Annotated in this window: 8 protein-coding genes; all 8 read right to left on the reverse strand. The window is 49.1% G+C overall.

Going from position 1 to position 18422, the window contains the following annotated elements; genetic code table 11:
* Positions 1–118: 118 nt before the first annotated feature.
* Positions 119–1342 carry a GGDEF domain-containing protein gene (locus P157_RS14925; protein WP_026760786.1) on the reverse strand — a complete coding sequence of 408 codons (1224 nt, stop codon included), beginning with the start codon at positions 1340–1342 and terminating at the stop codon, positions 119–121.
* 195 nt (positions 1343–1537) lie between these two features.
* Entirely contained in the window at positions 1538–6196 is a 4659-nt protein-coding gene (locus tag P157_RS0109450) for a filamentous hemagglutinin N-terminal domain-containing protein (protein ID WP_026760787.1), read from the reverse strand.
* Between the two features lie 239 nt (positions 6197–6435).
* On the reverse strand, positions 6436–9969 hold the full coding sequence (locus tag P157_RS0109455; protein ID WP_026760788.1) for a filamentous hemagglutinin N-terminal domain-containing protein: 3534 nt from the start codon (positions 9967–9969) through the stop codon (positions 6436–6438).
* Between the two features lie 21 nt (positions 9970–9990).
* On the reverse strand, positions 9991–11685 hold the full coding sequence (locus tag P157_RS0109460; RefSeq protein WP_155266736.1) for a ShlB/FhaC/HecB family hemolysin secretion/activation protein: 1695 nt from the start codon (positions 11683–11685) through the stop codon (positions 9991–9993).
* 96 nt (positions 11686–11781) lie between these two features.
* Positions 11782–12231 carry a CAP domain-containing protein gene (locus P157_RS14315; protein WP_051598576.1) on the reverse strand — a complete coding sequence of 150 codons (450 nt, stop codon included), beginning with the start codon at positions 12229–12231 and terminating at the stop codon, positions 11782–11784.
* A gap of 404 nt (positions 12232–12635) precedes the next feature.
* The gene (tyrS, locus tag P157_RS0109470) at positions 12636–13844 is read right to left on the reverse strand and encodes a tyrosine--tRNA ligase (protein ID WP_026760790.1); all 1209 of its coding nucleotides are present in this window, start codon (positions 13842–13844) and stop codon (positions 12636–12638) included.
* 29 nt (positions 13845–13873) lie between these two features.
* Positions 13874–15967 (reverse strand): transglycosylase domain-containing protein, encoded by a 2094-nt coding sequence (locus P157_RS0109475; protein WP_026760791.1) that lies wholly within the window; start codon positions 15965–15967, stop codon positions 13874–13876.
* A gap of 76 nt (positions 15968–16043) precedes the next feature.
* Positions 16044–18422 (reverse strand): endonuclease MutS2, encoded by a 2379-nt coding sequence (locus P157_RS0109480; protein WP_026760792.1) that lies wholly within the window; start codon positions 18420–18422, stop codon positions 16044–16046.

Raw genomic sequence — 18422 nt, forward strand, 5'->3', positions numbered from 1 at the left:
TTTTTTATTTCCCTTTGTGCTATGCTGGATAAAAGATTAGCATCCATTTCAGCTTGGCCATCATTATGCATAAAAAAAGTTCTGGGCGGGAAGAATGCACCCAGAACTATTATCTCCCTCAAGGGGGTGAGGGGGATGTAAACTTTTTCAACTCGCGCTTGCGCGCATACATACGCTGGTCAGCCCGTTCAAAAATCTGCCGACAGCATTCATCTTCCGTGGGCACGTATTCTGCCATTCCCATTGCCACAACAACATCATTACGATAAAGATTTTTCTCAATGATCTGGTTAAAGGCATTTTGCAGCTGCTCACGGTTATCAAAGTCATCATTTTCCAGGACAGCAACAAATTCATCGCCACCCACGCGATACACAGGGCTTTTCTTAAAGATGTCACAGATTATCTTACATGCTTCTTTGATATACCGATCGCCCTCATCATGACCCAATGTATCGTTTATCTGTTTCAAATTATTAATATCAAAGACGATAATCGCCAACTTGTTTTTTACTTTCTGAGCCATCTGCCAGTCCAGCAGTTCTTCATGCTCCATAAAGGCCCTTTTGCTTTTCACACCAGTCAGGGCATCATTATAAGCCAGTTTCCACGTCCTTTTGTACTCCTGAAACTGCTCTTTCTCCCGTTCCAGTGCCAGTTCCAGATTATTGCGATACTCTTCCCGCTCGTTTTCCACAACGAAAGTACGCAGAAGACAGCACCCCAGCATATAGCTGATAGCATAAAGCGGATAGGTAGGAAAAAAAATCTGTATCGCCACCAGCACCAGCATGATAAAGCCGGACAATCCGATGGTATAATACCGCTTCCGCTGTTTTTCATTACAATTCGAGGCAAAGCACAGCGTATACAGTGAAATCAGCAACAGAATGAGTATCTGATAAATAAAGACTGTATCCCGAGCAAGCCCGCCATGATAAACCCCCGCTTCATCAAACCAAAACATACATGACCACCAACGGTTCAGTACGGTCATGATAAGTACCACCGCAAATAAAAGCTGCCCTGCATAGCAAAATAACTGGCTGAAGATATTTTTTATCCCTAAATAAGCCACTACATAACGCAGCCACAGCCAAATCCCCGCTGCCATGACGATAAAATATATTTCTGTATCCACATACAGCCAAGTGAGTTTTTGCAGCTCATACAGCCATGCCCAGATTGCATCCACGATATAATAGCTGATTACCGCCAGCAAAAACATGCGGTATCGCCCTTGGTAAGACCTGTCAGCGGCCACTGAATCTCGCTGCAGCACATCATGGTTGGTAATGAGCAAAACTAGCAAAGCCAAAAAATCCACCAAACAATAATACATCCCTGCACTACCTCCTTCCCTGAATTCCTTTTCTGGTGTAGTGCCTCTGGATAACAATTGAATTTTCATTCAACAATAATATTCGCGAAAAAAAAAAAAAAAAACCTGCAAAAATTAATAAAACTTTTCCACAAGCAAAAAATCCTGAAAAACAGCCCTGCAAGTTTTTTCTCTTGCAGGGCTGCCCTCACTTAGTTAATCGAAGCATACATATACCGCATCCAAATCCTCAAGTCCCAATCCCATTTCACTGAAAGCTACGTGAAGCGCTTTGCTTACAATATCCACATTGTGCACTGCGTCGCCAGCTTTCAACATCATTTCCGCCTGTTTGTCTGCAGGATGCAAGGCAAACACGGAGCCATCATAGCTGAGTTTGAACTCTGCCCCACCGCGTTCCGTCGTTATCGTGCGGGTATATTCGCGGTACTGGTCATGGCGTCCATTCTCAGGTACGGGAATACTCGTATCCGCTGCTTCCAGTGTCACTCTTTCCGGGTCTACCGACAGCTTGTAAGTACCGTAGCTTATAAGGCTGCCGCCCACTTTCTTCACAAAGGGAAGTTTCGCCGTGGTCAAACCTAAAACCTGCTGTACCGAAGTGGTCTTGGTGGTATCCGTAACCAGCTGATAGCTGCCTTCCCCTGCGCGGGGAGTAAGGCTCAAGGCAGCAAACTGAGGACGTTCCAAGGTACCACCTGCTGCAGTCTGGTTAATCGGCTCCAGCGTATACACGCCCGTATACTTGAAGCGGTAATTATCCACCGTTGTCCCGTCAGCCACCTTATTGCCATTAACCAGCAGGTCAATCCCATAGGTATTGCCCGAGAGCTGGCCGCCAATGTCATAGGCAACTGCAGGCGCGCTGTCTAATGTATCTCCGTTAACTAATTGTGATGCATAGCTTGCGCCCTGAACCTGGATGTTTTCCTTGTCCAGAGACGTTCCGCTGCCAGTTAAATCGAGCAGCACTTCTTTCGGCGTAATCGTCAGCTTTGCATTGTTGTAGGTAACGTTGTAGTTAGCTGCATCATTGGTATCTTCAAAGAGCAACGATGTAGCCAGCACAGCGTTAGCATACTCACCCACTGGCGCCGTCAAAGCACTGGCACCGATAAGGGCTGCATAGCTGTCATCCAGGGTATAGCTTACTTGACGGATGCTGTCACCATTAACCAAATTATCCGCCAGAATCATCTGCGTGTAATCGGTGCTGCCATAAGTTCCGCTAAGCTCCAAAGCTACGGTCAGATCGCGCCGGTTCACGTTGATTTTTCCGGAGCCATAGGATGGCATGGGGTCATAGCCATTAGCAACTGCTTGCGATTGCAGGAATGCCGGGCTGTCGGAATTCATATTGATTTTATAGACGGCCATATGGCTGTCCGAAGCACTATATTGACCATCTGTTCTCGTTGCCGTTGCGGCAAAGCCATCACTTGTGGCACTTCCTGCTACACTGGTTCCATTAACTACAGACGATTCATCAAAGGCTGCGCCGTAGTTCATGGAATCGGAAGTAACCGTCCATGTGGCCTGACTCTGGGCTTCATTGCCGTAAATCTTCTCCTGGTCATTAGCGGTAAAGGTTACCACTGGCTGATGACGGAAAATGTAACGGCCAACTGCACTGGCATCATCCGCCTGCACCGCCGTGTAACCGTAAGATTCGGACCCACGGTTCCACAGGGCATAGGTACCACTGTTGAGGTTGGTACCAAAGGTGTTGTCTGCCGGTGCGTTGGAATAAATCTTCCAGCTGCCCCCGGTTCCCGTTTCGATTCCCTTGGCCTCCACAGAATTATTGATAAACGTGCCATCCTTCGCATCAATAATCACTGCATCAACAGCCGTTGCTCTTGTTTGGATATTACCGTTCATCGTAACGGTCTTACCATTTCCCGTGGTAATCATCGCTACTTTGTCACTGGCCGTAATTCCATTGGTTGTGATATCCCCCTGTGACGTAAGAGTTACGCCGCTAGCAGCAGAAGTGATACGGTCACCAACGGTTATGCCGCCAGCACCACCGGTAATGTCCACGCCATTGTCTGTGAATACCTGGCCTGTAAAGGTACCACCACTTGCCAGGTTCGTTCCACCTCCTATCTCTACTTTGCCTGCTGTATTGATGGTCAATTCCTGCAAGGTTGCCGATTTGCCAATGTTCCCGCCAATGGTCACATTGCCGGTGCCACCCTGCAGATTTAACCCGGAATGCTCCGAATTGGTTTCCTGAATGAAACCTTTGACATTGTTCTTTTGGTTGTCAACATCCGCCCAACTGGTATCACAGCGCCAGCCAACGGCCACATAGGGCTGTTCGTATTTACCATCATTATTTGGTTCGTTAAATTTATTGCTGGGGTTGGTAACATCATGGGACCAGCCCTGATACATATTTTCGGCTGTATAGCCATTTCCTGCCCCTGTGGCGGTGAAAAATACTGTGCCGGCACCATTATTGGCCAGTCCTTCGGGGCCGGTCTCCCAACGGAAAATACGATTCACGTTGACAACATGTGGACCAACATAATCCGTACGCCCACCAAGAAGCAGTTCATAATCCTTTCCTGCCATAAGAGAGCTGACCACCCAATCTTCCACAGCGGTGGTTATCGTTGCCAGATACTTGTCACCGATGGCTGCTCCACCAGCGGTTCCTTCTTTGGCAGCTTCCTTAGCAGCTTCCCAGCGGTTAAGGATAGATTCCCGATTGTTCGTTTTGTTGAAGGCCCAAGTTGTCAATATATGTTTGGCTAATTTTTCATATTCTGCACTGGTCAATGCATCAAAATCTTTCGGAGCACCTACAGAGCCCAAACTTACATGCTCATTGAAATAAGCCTTAAGCGCCTCTTTCCGCTCTGCCGGAGTCGTTGGTTCTACCCGATTCTGGTATCCGCCATACTGATTAAAGCAACGTTCTGCAACTTCCTGATATAACTTTGCATAATGCTCATCCGTTTGCGCTAAATCGGCAAAGGCATCGAAATCCATAAACACGATATCCTTCAGATGCTCATCATAATAGTATTTGGCAATGCTCTTCATTTCCGGATTATCTTTAACCTTGGTACCGCTATCAGTGTTATTGATAAACAGCTTATAGGTATTGGCCGAATCTACATTGCCGGTAATCTTAATCGCACCGCCTGTACCAGCAGCGTCACGGGTGTCAATCCGTAAAGCGCCCTGATTAAGGCCTAAAGCCACATCACCATACAGGCTGACATTGCCACCATTGGTGATTATCTGGCGAGCCGCATTTTCAGCCTCTCCGTCTGCATGCCCCAAGTACGTACCTACAGTACCATTTTCGATAGCATTGCCGGTGCCAGAAGTGAAATCGCCGCCATTGGTATTGATATCTGCATTGAGAATTACCATACCTTTGGCATCCCCATCCGTATCAGCATGCAGATTCACATTGAGCATGCCGCTGGTGGAACGGATTGGTTTATTGACGGACACATTACGCTGCGCCTGCAGGGTCAGCGTGGCATCGTTGAGGCTCGTGCCAATCTGGTATTTCGTAATGGGAGCATTTACCGTAATATTGGAGGTACCCAAATCATAAAGCGAGGCACTGTTGGTATGGCCGTCAATCGCCTGAATGGTGACATTTACCCCTTGGCTGAGAAGCTGGCTGATATAGTTAGAATTGATATAGCTGTACGTTTCATGATTCGTTGTGCTATGGCTTACAAAGGAACCATTCGTATCGCTCAGCGGGGTATAACCGACTGGTGCCTCGTTGCTGATAATGATATCAATGGGGTCAAGCAGCCATTCACCGGCTTTGCCGGTACGGCCCTTAGCCTCAATATCAGCCGCAGTTGACACGTCAAGTACATCACCGGAGGTCTCCACGAGGCCGCCATCCTTATCGCCGTTGGCGATAAGTTTTGCATTAGCCTTAACGCTGGTGTTCTCCCCAACGATGCGCACAATGCCGCCGCTCTGGCCTTCTGCCAGCCCCGAAGCATCCAAAGTACCGCCGACATTGACCGTACCATGTTCGCCACCATCGAGCAGGATTTCTCCTTTGTCGTTGATGCTGGCGGTTTTGGCCTCGATAATGCCTTCATTATTAACGACTTCACTGAGCATATCGCCAGCGCTTTTCGCCGTCATCAGCACATGGCCGCCATTCGCCTGAATACTGCCGGTGTTCAGCACATGGGCGTTAGCCAATTCCCCTGTGGTTTCGAAATTCAATTTTTTCGCCGAATCTATGGAAAGATTCAGATTTTTTGCCGCAGAAAGGGCAATCTTGCCGCCCTCACTAGCAATGCTGCCCGTGTTCTCCACCACAGATGCATGCAAAGCTACTAAGCCCCCTTGGGCCCGAATATCTCCGGCATTGATGATTTTGCCGTCCGATGCTTCACCGAGTTTCAGCGAGATTGCCTCCACGCTACCTCCCAAACCAGTCATGAAGCTATCGTCAACCTGTGCCGTTGAGGCTATCAGGTTTCCAACGTCTACTTGAGCCCCCTGTCCGAAAAGAACACCATGAGGGTTAAGCAGAAGCACCGTTCCATCTGCCTGCAAGTTACCGTAAATCTCGGATGCCTTGTTGCCGATGATCCGGTTAAGAGCGATATCGCTCGCTTGCTGATTGAATCTGACCGTTTCTCCCTTGGCAATATCGAAGGTGTTCCAATCCAGCGCCACGGTCTGCGTATGCTGATCAATTACGAGAGTTTGATCCTGCTTGTTGATATCTGCGTCGCCAGAACGAACTGTGCCTCCTTCCGGAAGAGCTTCTGCGCTGTTCCAGGAAAAAGCCGTCATCATCATGCTCAAGGCCACTACCTGTTGCAGGGCCTTCTGCCGCGAAGATTTCATAAGATCATCCCCTTCTCGTATATCAAAAACCAGAGCAACATGAAGCCCTTGCCCTGGCATTTATTTCCTCTATATACTCTATATCGTCAAATCACCGCTTTTCCTTAAGTATTTTTTTCAGAAAACGCAACTTTTTAATTTTGTTTTAATTATATCACAAGTTAAGCTCTGTGAATAGAGCTTTTTAGAAAAAGAAACAGCCCTGCAAGATTTACTCCTGCAGGGCTGTCCTTACGCAGTTATGCAAAACATACATATACTGCATCTAAGTCATCAAGTGTCAATCCCATATCATGGAAAGCTGTGTAGAGCGCTTGACTTACAACATCCACATTGTGAGCCGCGTCACCAGCTTCTAACATCTTTTCGGCCTCCTGCCCTATGGGATGAAGGGCAAAAACGGAGCCGTCGTAGCTGAGTTTGAAATCTGCCGCGCCACGCTTCGTCGTCAAATTCTTGGTATACTCACGATACTGGTCGTGAATACTATTGGCCGGTACGGGAACGCTCGTATCAGCAAGTTCCATCGTCACCTTGTCCGGGGCAACCGCCAGCCGATAAGTGCCGTAGCTTGTAAGCATGCCATTGACTTCCTTCACCAGCGGCAGCTTGGCAGTGGTCAAACCCAAGACCTGCTCAACCGAGCTGTTCTTTTCTTCCTGTACTTCACGATAATCTGCCTCGCCGGTAATTGGCGTAAAGGTTAATGAAGCAAACTGCGGGCGTTCCACGGAATTGTTATAGCGATAGCTTTCCTCCACACCTAATTTGACAATATCTGCTTTTATGTTTTTGGCAGAATAATAATGAAGGGCGTTGTCCAATTTTTGATTTCCAGTACCTGCATTATTTTTGGCCGCATAATTGATACCACCACCAATAGTAATTTTGCCACTAGTCGTAATATCAAGCTCATGCAAACGTGCCGACTTCCCGATGTTCCCTCCTATGGTCACATTGGCGCTACCACTATTCACCTTAAAACTAGATGGTTGAGTATTCGTTTCCTGAATGAAACCTTTGACATTACTCTGCTGATTGTCAACATCACTCCAAAATGAATCATTTGCACGCCAACGTAGTGCTAAACAAGGTTGGCCATCATTGGTGGGACTTTTACTATCATTATTCGGATCATTATTATTATTTTTATCATTATGTAACCAATCCTGATACATATCTAAGCTAACATAACCTTTTCCTGCATCAGTAGTGGTATAAAAAGATGTTTCACCATTTTCTCCTTCTGGCCCAGTTTCCCAACGGAACACACGGTCTTTAGGAGAATCGACCTTTACTGTATGTCCTCCAACAAAAAATTGGTTTGCAGAAACATTCTCCAACCTAGAGCCCACAATCCATTCTTCCAAGGCCGTGGTAATTGTCGCGAGATACTTATCTCCCACATTTGCACCACCAGCTGTGCCCTCCTTGGCCGCTTCTTTGGCTAATTCCCAACGGTTCAATATAGATTCTCTGTTAGCAGGTATCTTATTCCAAGCATCAAGAGCCAGCCATGTATTGTACAGAATTTTATATCTATTTTTATCTGCTTCTAAGGTGCTTGAAACTAATTCCCTATATGTTTTCTTAGGAATTTGAACTTTATTTTTATAATAATCCTTTAGTGCCTGCTCTACGCCACCATATAATGCAAAACTATTTTTTATAGTAGATTGTTCTTCTGGTGTCAGCTCTTTCAAATCTTTTAATATTACATGTTTACTATAATAATCCTCAACACTATTAGCACCATCTGATTTTGATTCGAATTTTGTTTTAATGTTCTCTTGTTCATTAGGTTTTAGCTCTTCCCAAGTCTTTGGATAATCCTTTTTAAAGTTTGTAACATAGTATTCTTCTAAGATTCTATCTGCTCCTCCGTATGATTCAAAACGTTTTTTAATTATATTTTTTTCTTCTGGAGGCAAGTCTGACCAGTCATTATAATACCCGTGCTTATACAAATAATTATCATAATACTTTTCCACAATGCTATCAAGTTCTTCCTTGGAGCAATCCTTTGATATTACTTTATATGTATTTAAGGAATCCACATTACCTGTAATATTCACAGTACCATTGCTACCAGACTTTGTTGTAGTATCAATGGTCAATGTGCCTTCATTCAGTCCCATTGCCACATCACCATACAGATTGACATTTCCACCATTGGTGATTAAATTAATCGACGATTGTGTTTGTTTATCATTAGTTGGCGTGTTGTTTTCCACATCATAAGGGCCGAAATAAGTACCAACTGTAATTTCTCCGTCAGCATTAACGTTCCATGCTCCGGCTGTAAAGGCTCCACCATTGGTATTAATATCCGCACTAATTGCTACCATGCCTTTTGCATCACCGTCAGTATCAGCATGGAGGACTACATTAAGTTTATTATTACCGCTTGCAGATATTTCTTTTTTTACGATTACATTGCGTTCAGCTTCTAATGTTAAAGTTGCCTTTTCTCCACTTGTCATTGTAATCGGAGCAGCAACGATGATATTCGAATTTCTCGCAGCAGTATTATCCAATGCTATAATTGTAACATCAGTTCCCTTATTAAGCCTATCCATTATAGAATTAGCTGTGATGAAACTATAGTCGGTACCAATGTCTTTCCTATCAATTGTATTTACACCATCACTAATAGTGTATATCGTTCCATTTTCAGTACCGCCAATATACACATTCATCGGGTCCAGCAGCCACTCGCCTGCCTTCCCCGTGCGCCCTTTAGCCTCAATATCCGCCTTGGTTGACACGTCAAGTACATCACCGGAGGTTTCAACAAGACCGCCGTCTTTATCCCCTCTGGCGGTTAGTTTCGCACCATCCTTGACAATGGTATTCTCGCCAAGAATGCGCACGTTGCCACCGCTTTGACCTTCTGCTAAGCCAGAAGCATCCAGTTTACCGCTGACATTGACCGTGCCATACTCACCGCCATCTAACAGGATTTCGCCCTTGGCGTTGATGCTGGCGGTTTTGGCTTCGATAATTCCTGTGTTATTGACCACTTCGCTGAGCATATCGCCGGCGCTTTTGGCCGTCATGACCACGTAGCCGCCGTCGGCCTGAATCGTGCCTGCATTCAGCGTATGGGCATTGGCGGTTTCGCCGCTGGTTTCAAAATTAATTTTGCCTGCCGTATCGATGGCAAGCTCCAAATTTTTCACGGCGGCAAGAGACACTTTGCCCCCGTCATTTTTGATGCTGCCGGTGTTTTCGACATTAGCTGCATGCAAAGCCACGAGGCCGCCCTGGGCTTTGATGTCACCGGCATTGATTACCTTACCTTTAGAAGCTTCACCAAGGTTCAGTGAGACATCCCCGCCAGCACTAAAACCTTTCATGAAGCTATCGTCAACCTGTGCCGTTGAAGCAATCAGGTTTCCTACATCCACCTGTGCTCCTTGTCCAAAGAGAATTCCCTGCGGATTTAAGAGGAACACGGTACCATCCGCCAGCAAACTGCCGTAGATTTCCGAAGCCTTGTTGCCTAAGATGCGGTTGATGGCAATATCACTGGGATTCTGATGAAAGCGAACCGTTTCGCCTTTGGCGATATCAAAGCCTGTCCAATCGAGAGCCACTCGCGAGGTCTTTTGGTCGATGTCCATGGTCTGGCCGCTCGTCTTTATCTCCGCGTCACCGGAGCGAACCTCGCCGCCTGTGGGCATTGCTTCTACATTGCCCCAGGAAAAAGCGGTCATCGTCAGTCCCATGGCCACCATCCAGCGCAATGCTTTTTTCTGTGTATATTTCATATTGACGATATCCCCTCTCTGTTAGAAATACAAACCGCCGCGCAGCCAGAAGCGTCCACGCGGACTGCTGGTATCACTCTGAGGCTTTGCTGCGCCCAATATCCAGGCGTAATCCGCCCGAAGGAAGAATTCATCCCTGCGGGAGAAAATAACGCCCAAGCCTGCCCCCTGCAGGAAGCGTTCATTGTCGCTCAGGCCGTCATCATGCTTATTGATTTGCACGCCGCCATGGTCAAGGAAGGCGGCCAGCTGCCACTGATTTTTTCCCTGCGGCGGCAGAGCGTAACGCAATTCACCACGCAACAGATAGCCGATATCTCCCGAAGCCTCGCTGGCAGGATATGCCCGCACTCCGCTGGCCCCGCCCAAGGAGAAATGCTCCGAGGAATCCAGATTGGAGCTGGCCAGCTGACCTCTGGCAGTCAAAATCAGATTCAGGCGGTTGGTCAAGCGCTGCTGCTGCATTAGATTGAAACGGAGCTTATGGAAGGTGCCGGATGTCTGACTTATCTGTCCTTTCCTCCGTCCTGCATCATTTTCGAAGGCGAGATTGCCCCATTTATAATCCACGCGCCAGCTGAACGCGCCGCGTCCTGACAGGTCATCCCCATAAAGGGAGAGCACCATGCCATTGCTATGCTTGGGTATCGTGGAATCCGCTACGGTACGGATTTCATCCTTCAAGCTGTTGTACTCATAGCGCAGGCCTGCATAGAGATTGTGCATCTGGCTACGCTTAATGGCATATTCGAGTCCCGCTGATGTTGAGAGGGATGTACCGCAGGCATCGAGCCGTTCATATACGTCCCCCAACTTATAAGATAACTTATTATAACCAAAGGTCAGCCGCAAACCATCCCGGCCTGCTGGCAGGATGTAATTCAAGCCGTAATTGTAGAGCTGTGAGCCTGTGGTATTTCCGGCCAAAGCCAGCTGGTCACCTTCGCGGGCAGGATTCAATATATCGTAGGACAGGCCATAGGAATAATAGCCCGTATAGCGGTTGCCATAATTATCGGCACTTAACAGGCCGCATTTGCCCTGATGGCCCGATAATTCAATCTTGACCGTTACAGTGCCGGTCTGCTGGCCCGTTGCAAGCGTTGCCTTGGCCTCTGCACCAGCCAAATCGGACAAGAGCCATACGGCCCGCTCCAATTTTTGACGGGTCAAATAATCTCCTGGCTTCAGAAAGCCAATTTCCCGTTTAAGCGCTGACTCATGAATTTTCGTCTTATTGTCAATTTCCACTTTATCCAGACGTCCGACCAAGATGGCATACTCCACTATGCCACCGCTGATTTTCTGGGCGGGAATATAACAGCGGGCCATGAGGTAACCGTGTTTGCGGAAATAGGCAGTGATTTTATCGGCACCGGCCTGCAAATCCTTAAAGGTCACCATTTTCCCATTATATTCGGCCACCAGAGCCTGCAGGACATCATCGCTGTATATGTCCTGACCGCTGATTTTGAAGCCCTTGACCTGAATTTTCACCTCGTCCGGCATGGTAAGGTTCGGCCGTTCCTTCTCCGGAGCGGCAATCGACGCGCGGTTGACTTCATCCTCAGGACGGGTCAAATCCCTATCCTGCTGCTCTCTTGTCAAAGTGCCCGCATCGGGCCTCTCAGGAACGAGCACTGCAGCTTCTGCATGATTTCCCCAGACCACTGCCGCGGTCATCAATACTCCAAGATAACGTAATTTCCAATTCAAACAAATCCACACTCTTTTCTACGCATAAAAAAGAATACTTGCGTCCTCTGACACAAGTATTCCATACTCTATAAACATTTCTTCAGCAACTACATCTCAATCGCAAGCCATTTCCTGTGCCCAATAGTAACGGCCATCGGCCCCTTTAGCGCAGGTAACGCCCATTTTCGTATAGTGACGGTTGAGGATGTTGGCACGATGGGTCGGAGAATTCATCCAAGCCTGAACGATTTCCTCTGCATCTTCTGCCGTGCTGACGGCCAGGTTCTCACCGAACCAGCTGTAAGATTCGTCTGCTACTACGGACTGAACTTCACGGCCATCCGGACGCTGATGAGCGAAATGAACGCCTGCTTCCTCTGCACGAATGTCAGAAGCTGCAGCCAAGGTTTCGTCCATAGTCAGGGGCTGTACGCCAGCTGCCATACGTTCTACATTTACGAAATGGAGAACGCTGTTTTCCAAATTGGCGGCCATAGCCGGAGTTGCTACCATAACAACCACCGCGAAAACCAGCAGGGAAACCATCCGCTGCCAGGTCTTCATTTTGCTCGCCTCTTTCGTTTGTAAACTTCACTTATCCCTTATGAGCACTTAGTCTCCTCACCTTATGCCCTCCTGCTGTGCAGGGAAGTTCAAAGCTCCGTTTTACAAACCAGCGAAACTTCATTCGCATCTTTCGATGGAATAAAGGTGTCCTCCTGCTGGTGCAGCCATCACATGTCTGCCACGGTGTTGTTTATGTAGTTTTCAGACTTCTTACTACCTTAATTATAGCGAATAATCCATAGGTTAGCAATACTTTTGTCAGAAAAATTTGCATTTTCTTTTATGTTTTTTCATTACACATTATATTTTATTCGCGAAACAAGCGAAAACTCCTGCAAGGAATTGACAAGTCAACGGATACAAAAACTGACATGTCAAAAATTGACATGTCAGCCATAAGTTTACTTCGTGAGTTTATAGTATTTTTTCTTGCCCTTCTTCACGATGGCTTCGCCATCTTTGAAGTCAGCATCCGTCAGCACATAATCCACATCGCTGACTTTTTCATCGTTGAGGGACAGGCCGTTCTGCTGAATCAGACGGCGGCCCTCGCCCTTGGAGGCAAAGACTTTGCCTGCTACGAGTACATCGAGAAGTTTCTGACCGGCTTCGGCCTTAACTTCGGGAATGTCAGCACCGGCACCGCTGCCACCGAACATTGCTTCGGCAGAGTCTTTCGCCTTGTTGGCTTCTTCTTCGCCGTGGACAATCTTCGTCACTTCGTAAGCCAAAACTTTCTTGGCTTCGTTGATGGCGGCATCCTTGAGGGAACCTAAGCGACGTACTTCATCCATGGGCAGGAAGGTCAGGAGAGCCAGGCAGTTTTCCACATCAGCATCATCCACATTGCGCCAATACTGGTAGAATTCGTACGGGCTGGTCTTTTCCGCATCGAGCCACAGAGCACCGCCTGCAGTCTTGCCCATTTTCTTGCCGTCGCTCTTGGTCAAGAGCTTGTTCGTGAGACCGTAAACAGCCGTGTTGTTCTTGCGGCGGTTCAGTTCCACACCCGCAATGATGTTCGACCACTGGTCGTCGCCACCCATTTCCAGTTTGCAGCCGTAACGGCGGTTGAGTTCCAGGAAGTCATACCCCTGCATAATCATGTAGTTGAATTCGAGGAAGGTCAGGCCCTTTTCCCAGCGCTGCTTGTAGCAGTCAGCAGCCAGCATGCGGTTAACGGTGAAGCAAGCACCAACTTCGCGCAGCAGGTCGATATAGTTGAGCTTGCGGAGCCAGTCGCCGTTGTTGACCATGATGGCCTTGCCATCGCTGAAGTCGATGAAGCGGGAAATCTGCTTCTTGAAGCATTCGCAGTTATGCTCGATGTCTTCATCGGTCAGCATCTTGCGCATATCCGTACGGCCGGACGGGTCACCAACGGTGCCCGTGCCGCCGCCTACGAGGCAGATGGGACGGTGACCGGCACGCTGCATATGAGCCATTGCCATAAGGGCAATAAAATGTCCTGCATGGAGGCTGTCAGCGGTCGGGTCAAAACCAATATAGAACGTCACGCGCTCCTTATCGAAAAGTTCCCGCAGTTCTGCTTCATTGGTGCACTGGGCGATAAAGCCGCGTTCCTGTAATGTGTCAAATACGTTTGCCAACAAACTCTCTCCTTTGTATGTTTTGTCTATTAGTTCCGGCCCTTGCCTACGCCGCCCGGTTCCGGGGCAGCTACAGGCGGTGCAGCCGGATTGTTGTTTTGCTTGTTATTCGGATCTGACTTCTTATCGGCGCCCTTCTTGGCATCCTTCTTGTCAGCATCCTTTTTATCGTCTTTTTTCTTCGTGTCGGTCTTTTTGAGTTCCTGCTTCTTGTCGTCTTCGAGTTCACCCACACCGCCATAATTGCTGGAGCGTGAACCATCAAAGTTCTTGGCAGGAGTCTGCGCCGTGGCTTTCTTCATAAAGGCCTGCCAGATTTCGGCGGGCAGCATGCCGCCCATGATGCCACGGGTTGGCGTATTGTCATCATTACCCACCCATACACCGGCAACAAGATCCGGGGTATAGCCGACAAACCAGGCGTCGTTGTAGTTGCTGGTGGTACCAGTCTTACCGGCTGCCGGACGGCCGATGTTGGCACGGGTACCCGTGCCTTTCTTGATGACATCTTCGAGCATATCCGTGAGTTCAGCCGCACTGTTTTCACTGACTACACTGCGCTGTTTCGGCTCGTTCTGCTCCAATACTTTGCCGTTGCGGTCGAGCACCTTGACAATTACCACCGGGTCCACATGGACGCCTTTGTTGGCAAATGTGCCGTAAGCGCTGGTGATTTCAAGCGGCGTTACACCTTTCGTCATACCGCCCAAAGAAGTAGCCAGCTGACGGTCATTGGCCGGGCCTTCCAAAACAAAGGTGGAAATGCCCATTTCCTGCGCATAGTATATCGGCTTATCAATGCCGAGCTTCTGCGCAATCTTAACCGTCGGCACGTTCATGGAATGACGCGCTACTTCCCGCAGCGTGACCTTGCCGCTGAAATTACCGCTGGAGTTCTGCGGGCGCCAGCCGTTGATGTCAATAGGGCTGTCGTTAATCACCGTGTTCGGGGTGAATTTGTTTTCCAAAGCTGCGATAAAGACAAAGGGCTTAAAGGCCGAACCAGGCTGGCGCACAGCCATGGTGGCGCGGTTGAACTGGTCGTTGCCGCGGCCGCCGACCATGGCTTTTACATAGCCGTTATGGGGGTCAATGGCCACCAGTGCCATCTGCGGCTGGGCCAGACCGTTGCCATCCGTCTTATAGGTCGGCAGCTTGCTGACGGTTTCCTCGGCGGCCTTCTGCATATCCATATCTAGGGTGGTATAGATTTTGAGGCCTTCCTTATAAACCGCATCAGCGCCGTATTTATCGATGAGCTTCTGTGTTACATAATCAATGAAATAAGAAGCCACGCCGGAATCGCTCTTCTTGGCCGGCTTCACGAGTTTCATATCTTCCTTCTTGGTCTTTTCGGCCGTAGAATGGGTGATATAACCGTACTTTTCCATCTGGTCAAGGACGATGGCCTTGCGTTCCTGAGCGGCCTGCAGATTATTCAGCGGGGAATAATAGTTCGGGCTCTTGGGAATGCCGGCCAGCATGGCGCATTCATTCAAATCCAAATCTTCCACATTCTTGCCGAAGTAGGTCTGCGCAGCGGCCTGCACGCCATAGGCGCCCTGACCGAAGTAAATCTGGTTCAGATACATTTCCAGAATTTCTTTTTTCGTGTACTGGCGCTCGAGCTGCAGGGCCAGAAATACTTCCTGTACCTTACGGGTCAGCGTGCGCTCCTGAGTCAGGTAGGCATTCTTCGCCAGCTGCTGGGTGATGGTGGAACCACCTTCGGCCACACCATGACCGCGAATATTGGTATAAAGAGCACGGGCAATGCCCCGGGGGTCAACGCCGGAATGGTCGTAGAACCGGTTATCCTCCACCGCTACGAACGCATCCTGCAGCTGCTTGGGAACCTGGGCAATTTTTACCGGACGGCGGTTTTCCGCCGCATGTACATTGGCAATTTCATTGCCGTTAATATCATAAATCTGTGAAGATGCCGGTGGCAAAATGTCATTGGCTAAATCCGGCTTGGTATTCATGCTCGCGGTTAAAAAACCACAGCCGATACCGGTGATCATCACCATGAGCACCAGACCAAAGCCTAAAATGACACGCTTTGCAGTTCCGCCAGATTTAGCAGAACGCTTTTGACGGCTCGCATTAGAATGTTTATCCATGAGCTGCCTCCTTAAATTTATACTTCCCCATTGTAACACAAATTCCCACTATCGTCCATGTATTAACAGGGCCGTATTATTTTAATTCCACCACCGTTGCACCGGTACCGCCTTCGTTGATATCCGCGAACTGGAAGCTCAGCACGTTGCGGTGACTCTTGAGGTAGGCATGGACGCCTTTGCGCAGAGCACCCGTGCCCTTGCCATGGATAATCAGCACCTGACTTAAGCCGGCGATTACCGCATCGTCGATGAATTTTCCGAGCACCATTTCCGCTTCGTCCACCATCATGCCGCGGATGTCAATGTCACGGCCGATGTTGGCAGTCTTTTGCAGGAAGCTGGCAGACTGGGAATTCTTGCGGCTGCCCGTGCTGGCACTTGGCTTTTCTGCTACTTTATGGGAGATAAAGGTGCAGGCGTTGGCCTTGAGTTTCGTGCGCAGGGACCCCACCTGTACCGTCAGGTCCTTGCCCTGAATTTCAAGCACGGTGCCCTTCTGGTCCAGCTTCTTCACATAAACCGTATCACCCACGCGGATGGTCTTGAGGTCAATGCGCTGGCCGACACCCTTCTGGGCCATAATGCCCGGGTTGGCTTTCGCGGAAGCCTCGTTAATCTTGGCCCGCGCATTTTGGATGGCCTGCTGGCGCGCCTTGATGCCCAGGTCGTCAAACTGCTCTTTGAGCTGGCTGATAACCTCTTCCGACTCGCGGCGGGTCTGGCGGATAAGGGCCGCACTCTTGTCCTTGGCCTTGCGAATGATATCGCCTTTCTTCTGGCTCAATTCTTCCTTGGCCTTCAAGAGTTTTTCTTCGAGCTTCTTGACCCGCGCCTGACGCTCGGCAATATCGGCGTTGCGCTGCTCGTACATCATCTTTTCATTTTCCAGTTCGTTGATAACGTGCTCGAACTGAGCATGGTCGGCCTTGACGAGCTGCTGGGCGCGGATGATGAGTGAATCGGCCAGCCCTAAACGGCGGCTGATGGCAAAGGCGTTGCTGGCGCCGGGAATGCCAATCAGCAAACGGTACGTGGGCCGCAGGGTTTCAATATCAAATTCCACGCAGGCATTTTCAATGCCCTCGCGGGTATAGGCAAAGGTCTTGAGCTCAGAATAATGCGTGGTGGCCACAGTGGTTGCCTTGACCTCCAGCAATTTTTCCAGAATGGACATGGCCAAAGCCGCCCCTTCTTCGGGGTCAGTACCGGCGCCCAATTCATCCAATAGCAGCAAGTCGTCGCTTTCCACCTTGTCGAGAATGCTGACGATATGGGTCATATGCGCCGAGAAGGTGGAAAGACTCTGCTCAATGCTCTGTTCGTCACCGATATCAGCGTAGATATTAGCATAAATGGAGATTTCCGACCCCTGCTCCACAGGCAGATAAAGACCTGCCTGGGCCATGAGTACCATGAGACCCAGTGTCTTCATGGTGACAGTCTTACCACCAGTGTTCGGGCCGGTAATCAAAAGCATGCGGTAATCCTGCCCGAGTGTAATGCTGGTGGGCACTACCTTGTCGGCGGCAATCAAGGGATGACGGGCGTTACTGAGCACCGTGCGGCCTTCATCATTAATCAGCGGGCGCACAGCCTTCATGGCACCTGCCAGTCTTGCCTTGGCGAAGGTGAAGTCAATATCCCCCAAAATCTCACAGTTAGCGTAAAGCGTATCCTTCTCGCGCTGGATTTCTCCCGAGAGCTGACGCAGAATGCGCTGAATCTCCTGTTGTTCAGCAAGCGTCAGCTGCTTCACATCATTGTTGAGTTCCACCACAGCCATCGGCTCGATAAAGAGTGTGGAACCGCTGGCGGACTGGTCGTGGATAAGTCCCGGGAAATGCGCGCGGTATTCGGCCTTTACGGGAATAACATAACGCTCGTCACGGACGGTGACGATGGCATCCTGAAACATCTTCTGATAAGCCCCATCGTGAAGGATGCTGTTGATTTTATCCTTGATACGGGTCTGAGAGGATTTGAGCTCGCGGCGGATGCGGCGCAGTTCCACGCTGGCATCTTCGCGCATATTGCCGTGTTCGTCAATGACATTGTTGAGATTGCGTTCTAACTGGCCCAAAATTTCCAGCGAGCGCGCCCATTCCTGCAGAATCGGAGCTTCCAATTCCAAATCCCGGAAGAAATACTTGATGGTGCGCATGGCATACATGGTGCTCATGATGTTCTGCAGTTCTTCGAGTTCTAAGATGGCACCCTTGGCAGCCTTTTTGAGCAGCAGGCGGATGTCGCGAATGCCGCCCAAAGGAGGCGCCGACATGGAGAGCACCTTCACGGCTTCCGTGGTCTGCTCCTGCCACTCCTGCACCTCGGCAAAATCCGAGCTGGGCAATAAATCATGGGCCTTTTCCTTGCCCAAGGCCGAGCCGGCATACTCTGCAAGTTTATCCGTTATCTTCTTGTATTCTAAAACCTTAAACGATTCCTGTTCCAT

The organism is Selenomonas ruminantium AC2024, from assembly GCF_000687995.1.
In the GTDB taxonomy this organism is placed as follows: domain Bacteria; phylum Bacillota; class Negativicutes; order Selenomonadales; family Selenomonadaceae; genus Selenomonas_A; species Selenomonas_A ruminantium_B.

What these genes read in the sequence shown, in the direction of transcription:
- P157_RS14925 (WP_026760786.1), bottom strand. Translation starts at nt 1,342, where the DNA reads ATGTATTATTGTTTGGTGGATTTTTTGGCTTTGCTAGTTTTGCTCATT.
- P157_RS0109450 (WP_026760787.1), bottom strand. Translation starts at nt 6,196, where the DNA reads ATGAAATCTTCGCGGCAGAAGGCCCTGCAACAGGTAGTGGCCTTGAGC.
- P157_RS0109455 (WP_026760788.1), bottom strand. Translation starts at nt 9,969, where the DNA reads ATGAAATATACACAGAAAAAAGCATTGCGCTGGATGGTGGCCATGGGA.
- P157_RS14315 (WP_051598576.1), bottom strand. Translation starts at nt 12,231, where the DNA reads ATGAAGACCTGGCAGCGGATGGTTTCCCTGCTGGTTTTCGCGGTGGTT.
- P157_RS0109475 (WP_026760791.1), bottom strand. Translation starts at nt 15,967, where the DNA reads ATGGATAAACATTCTAATGCGAGCCGTCAAAAGCGTTCTGCTAAATCT.
- P157_RS0109480 (WP_026760792.1), bottom strand. Translation starts at nt 18,422, where the DNA reads ATGGAACAGGAATCGTTTAAGGTTTTAGAATACAAGAAGATAACGGAT.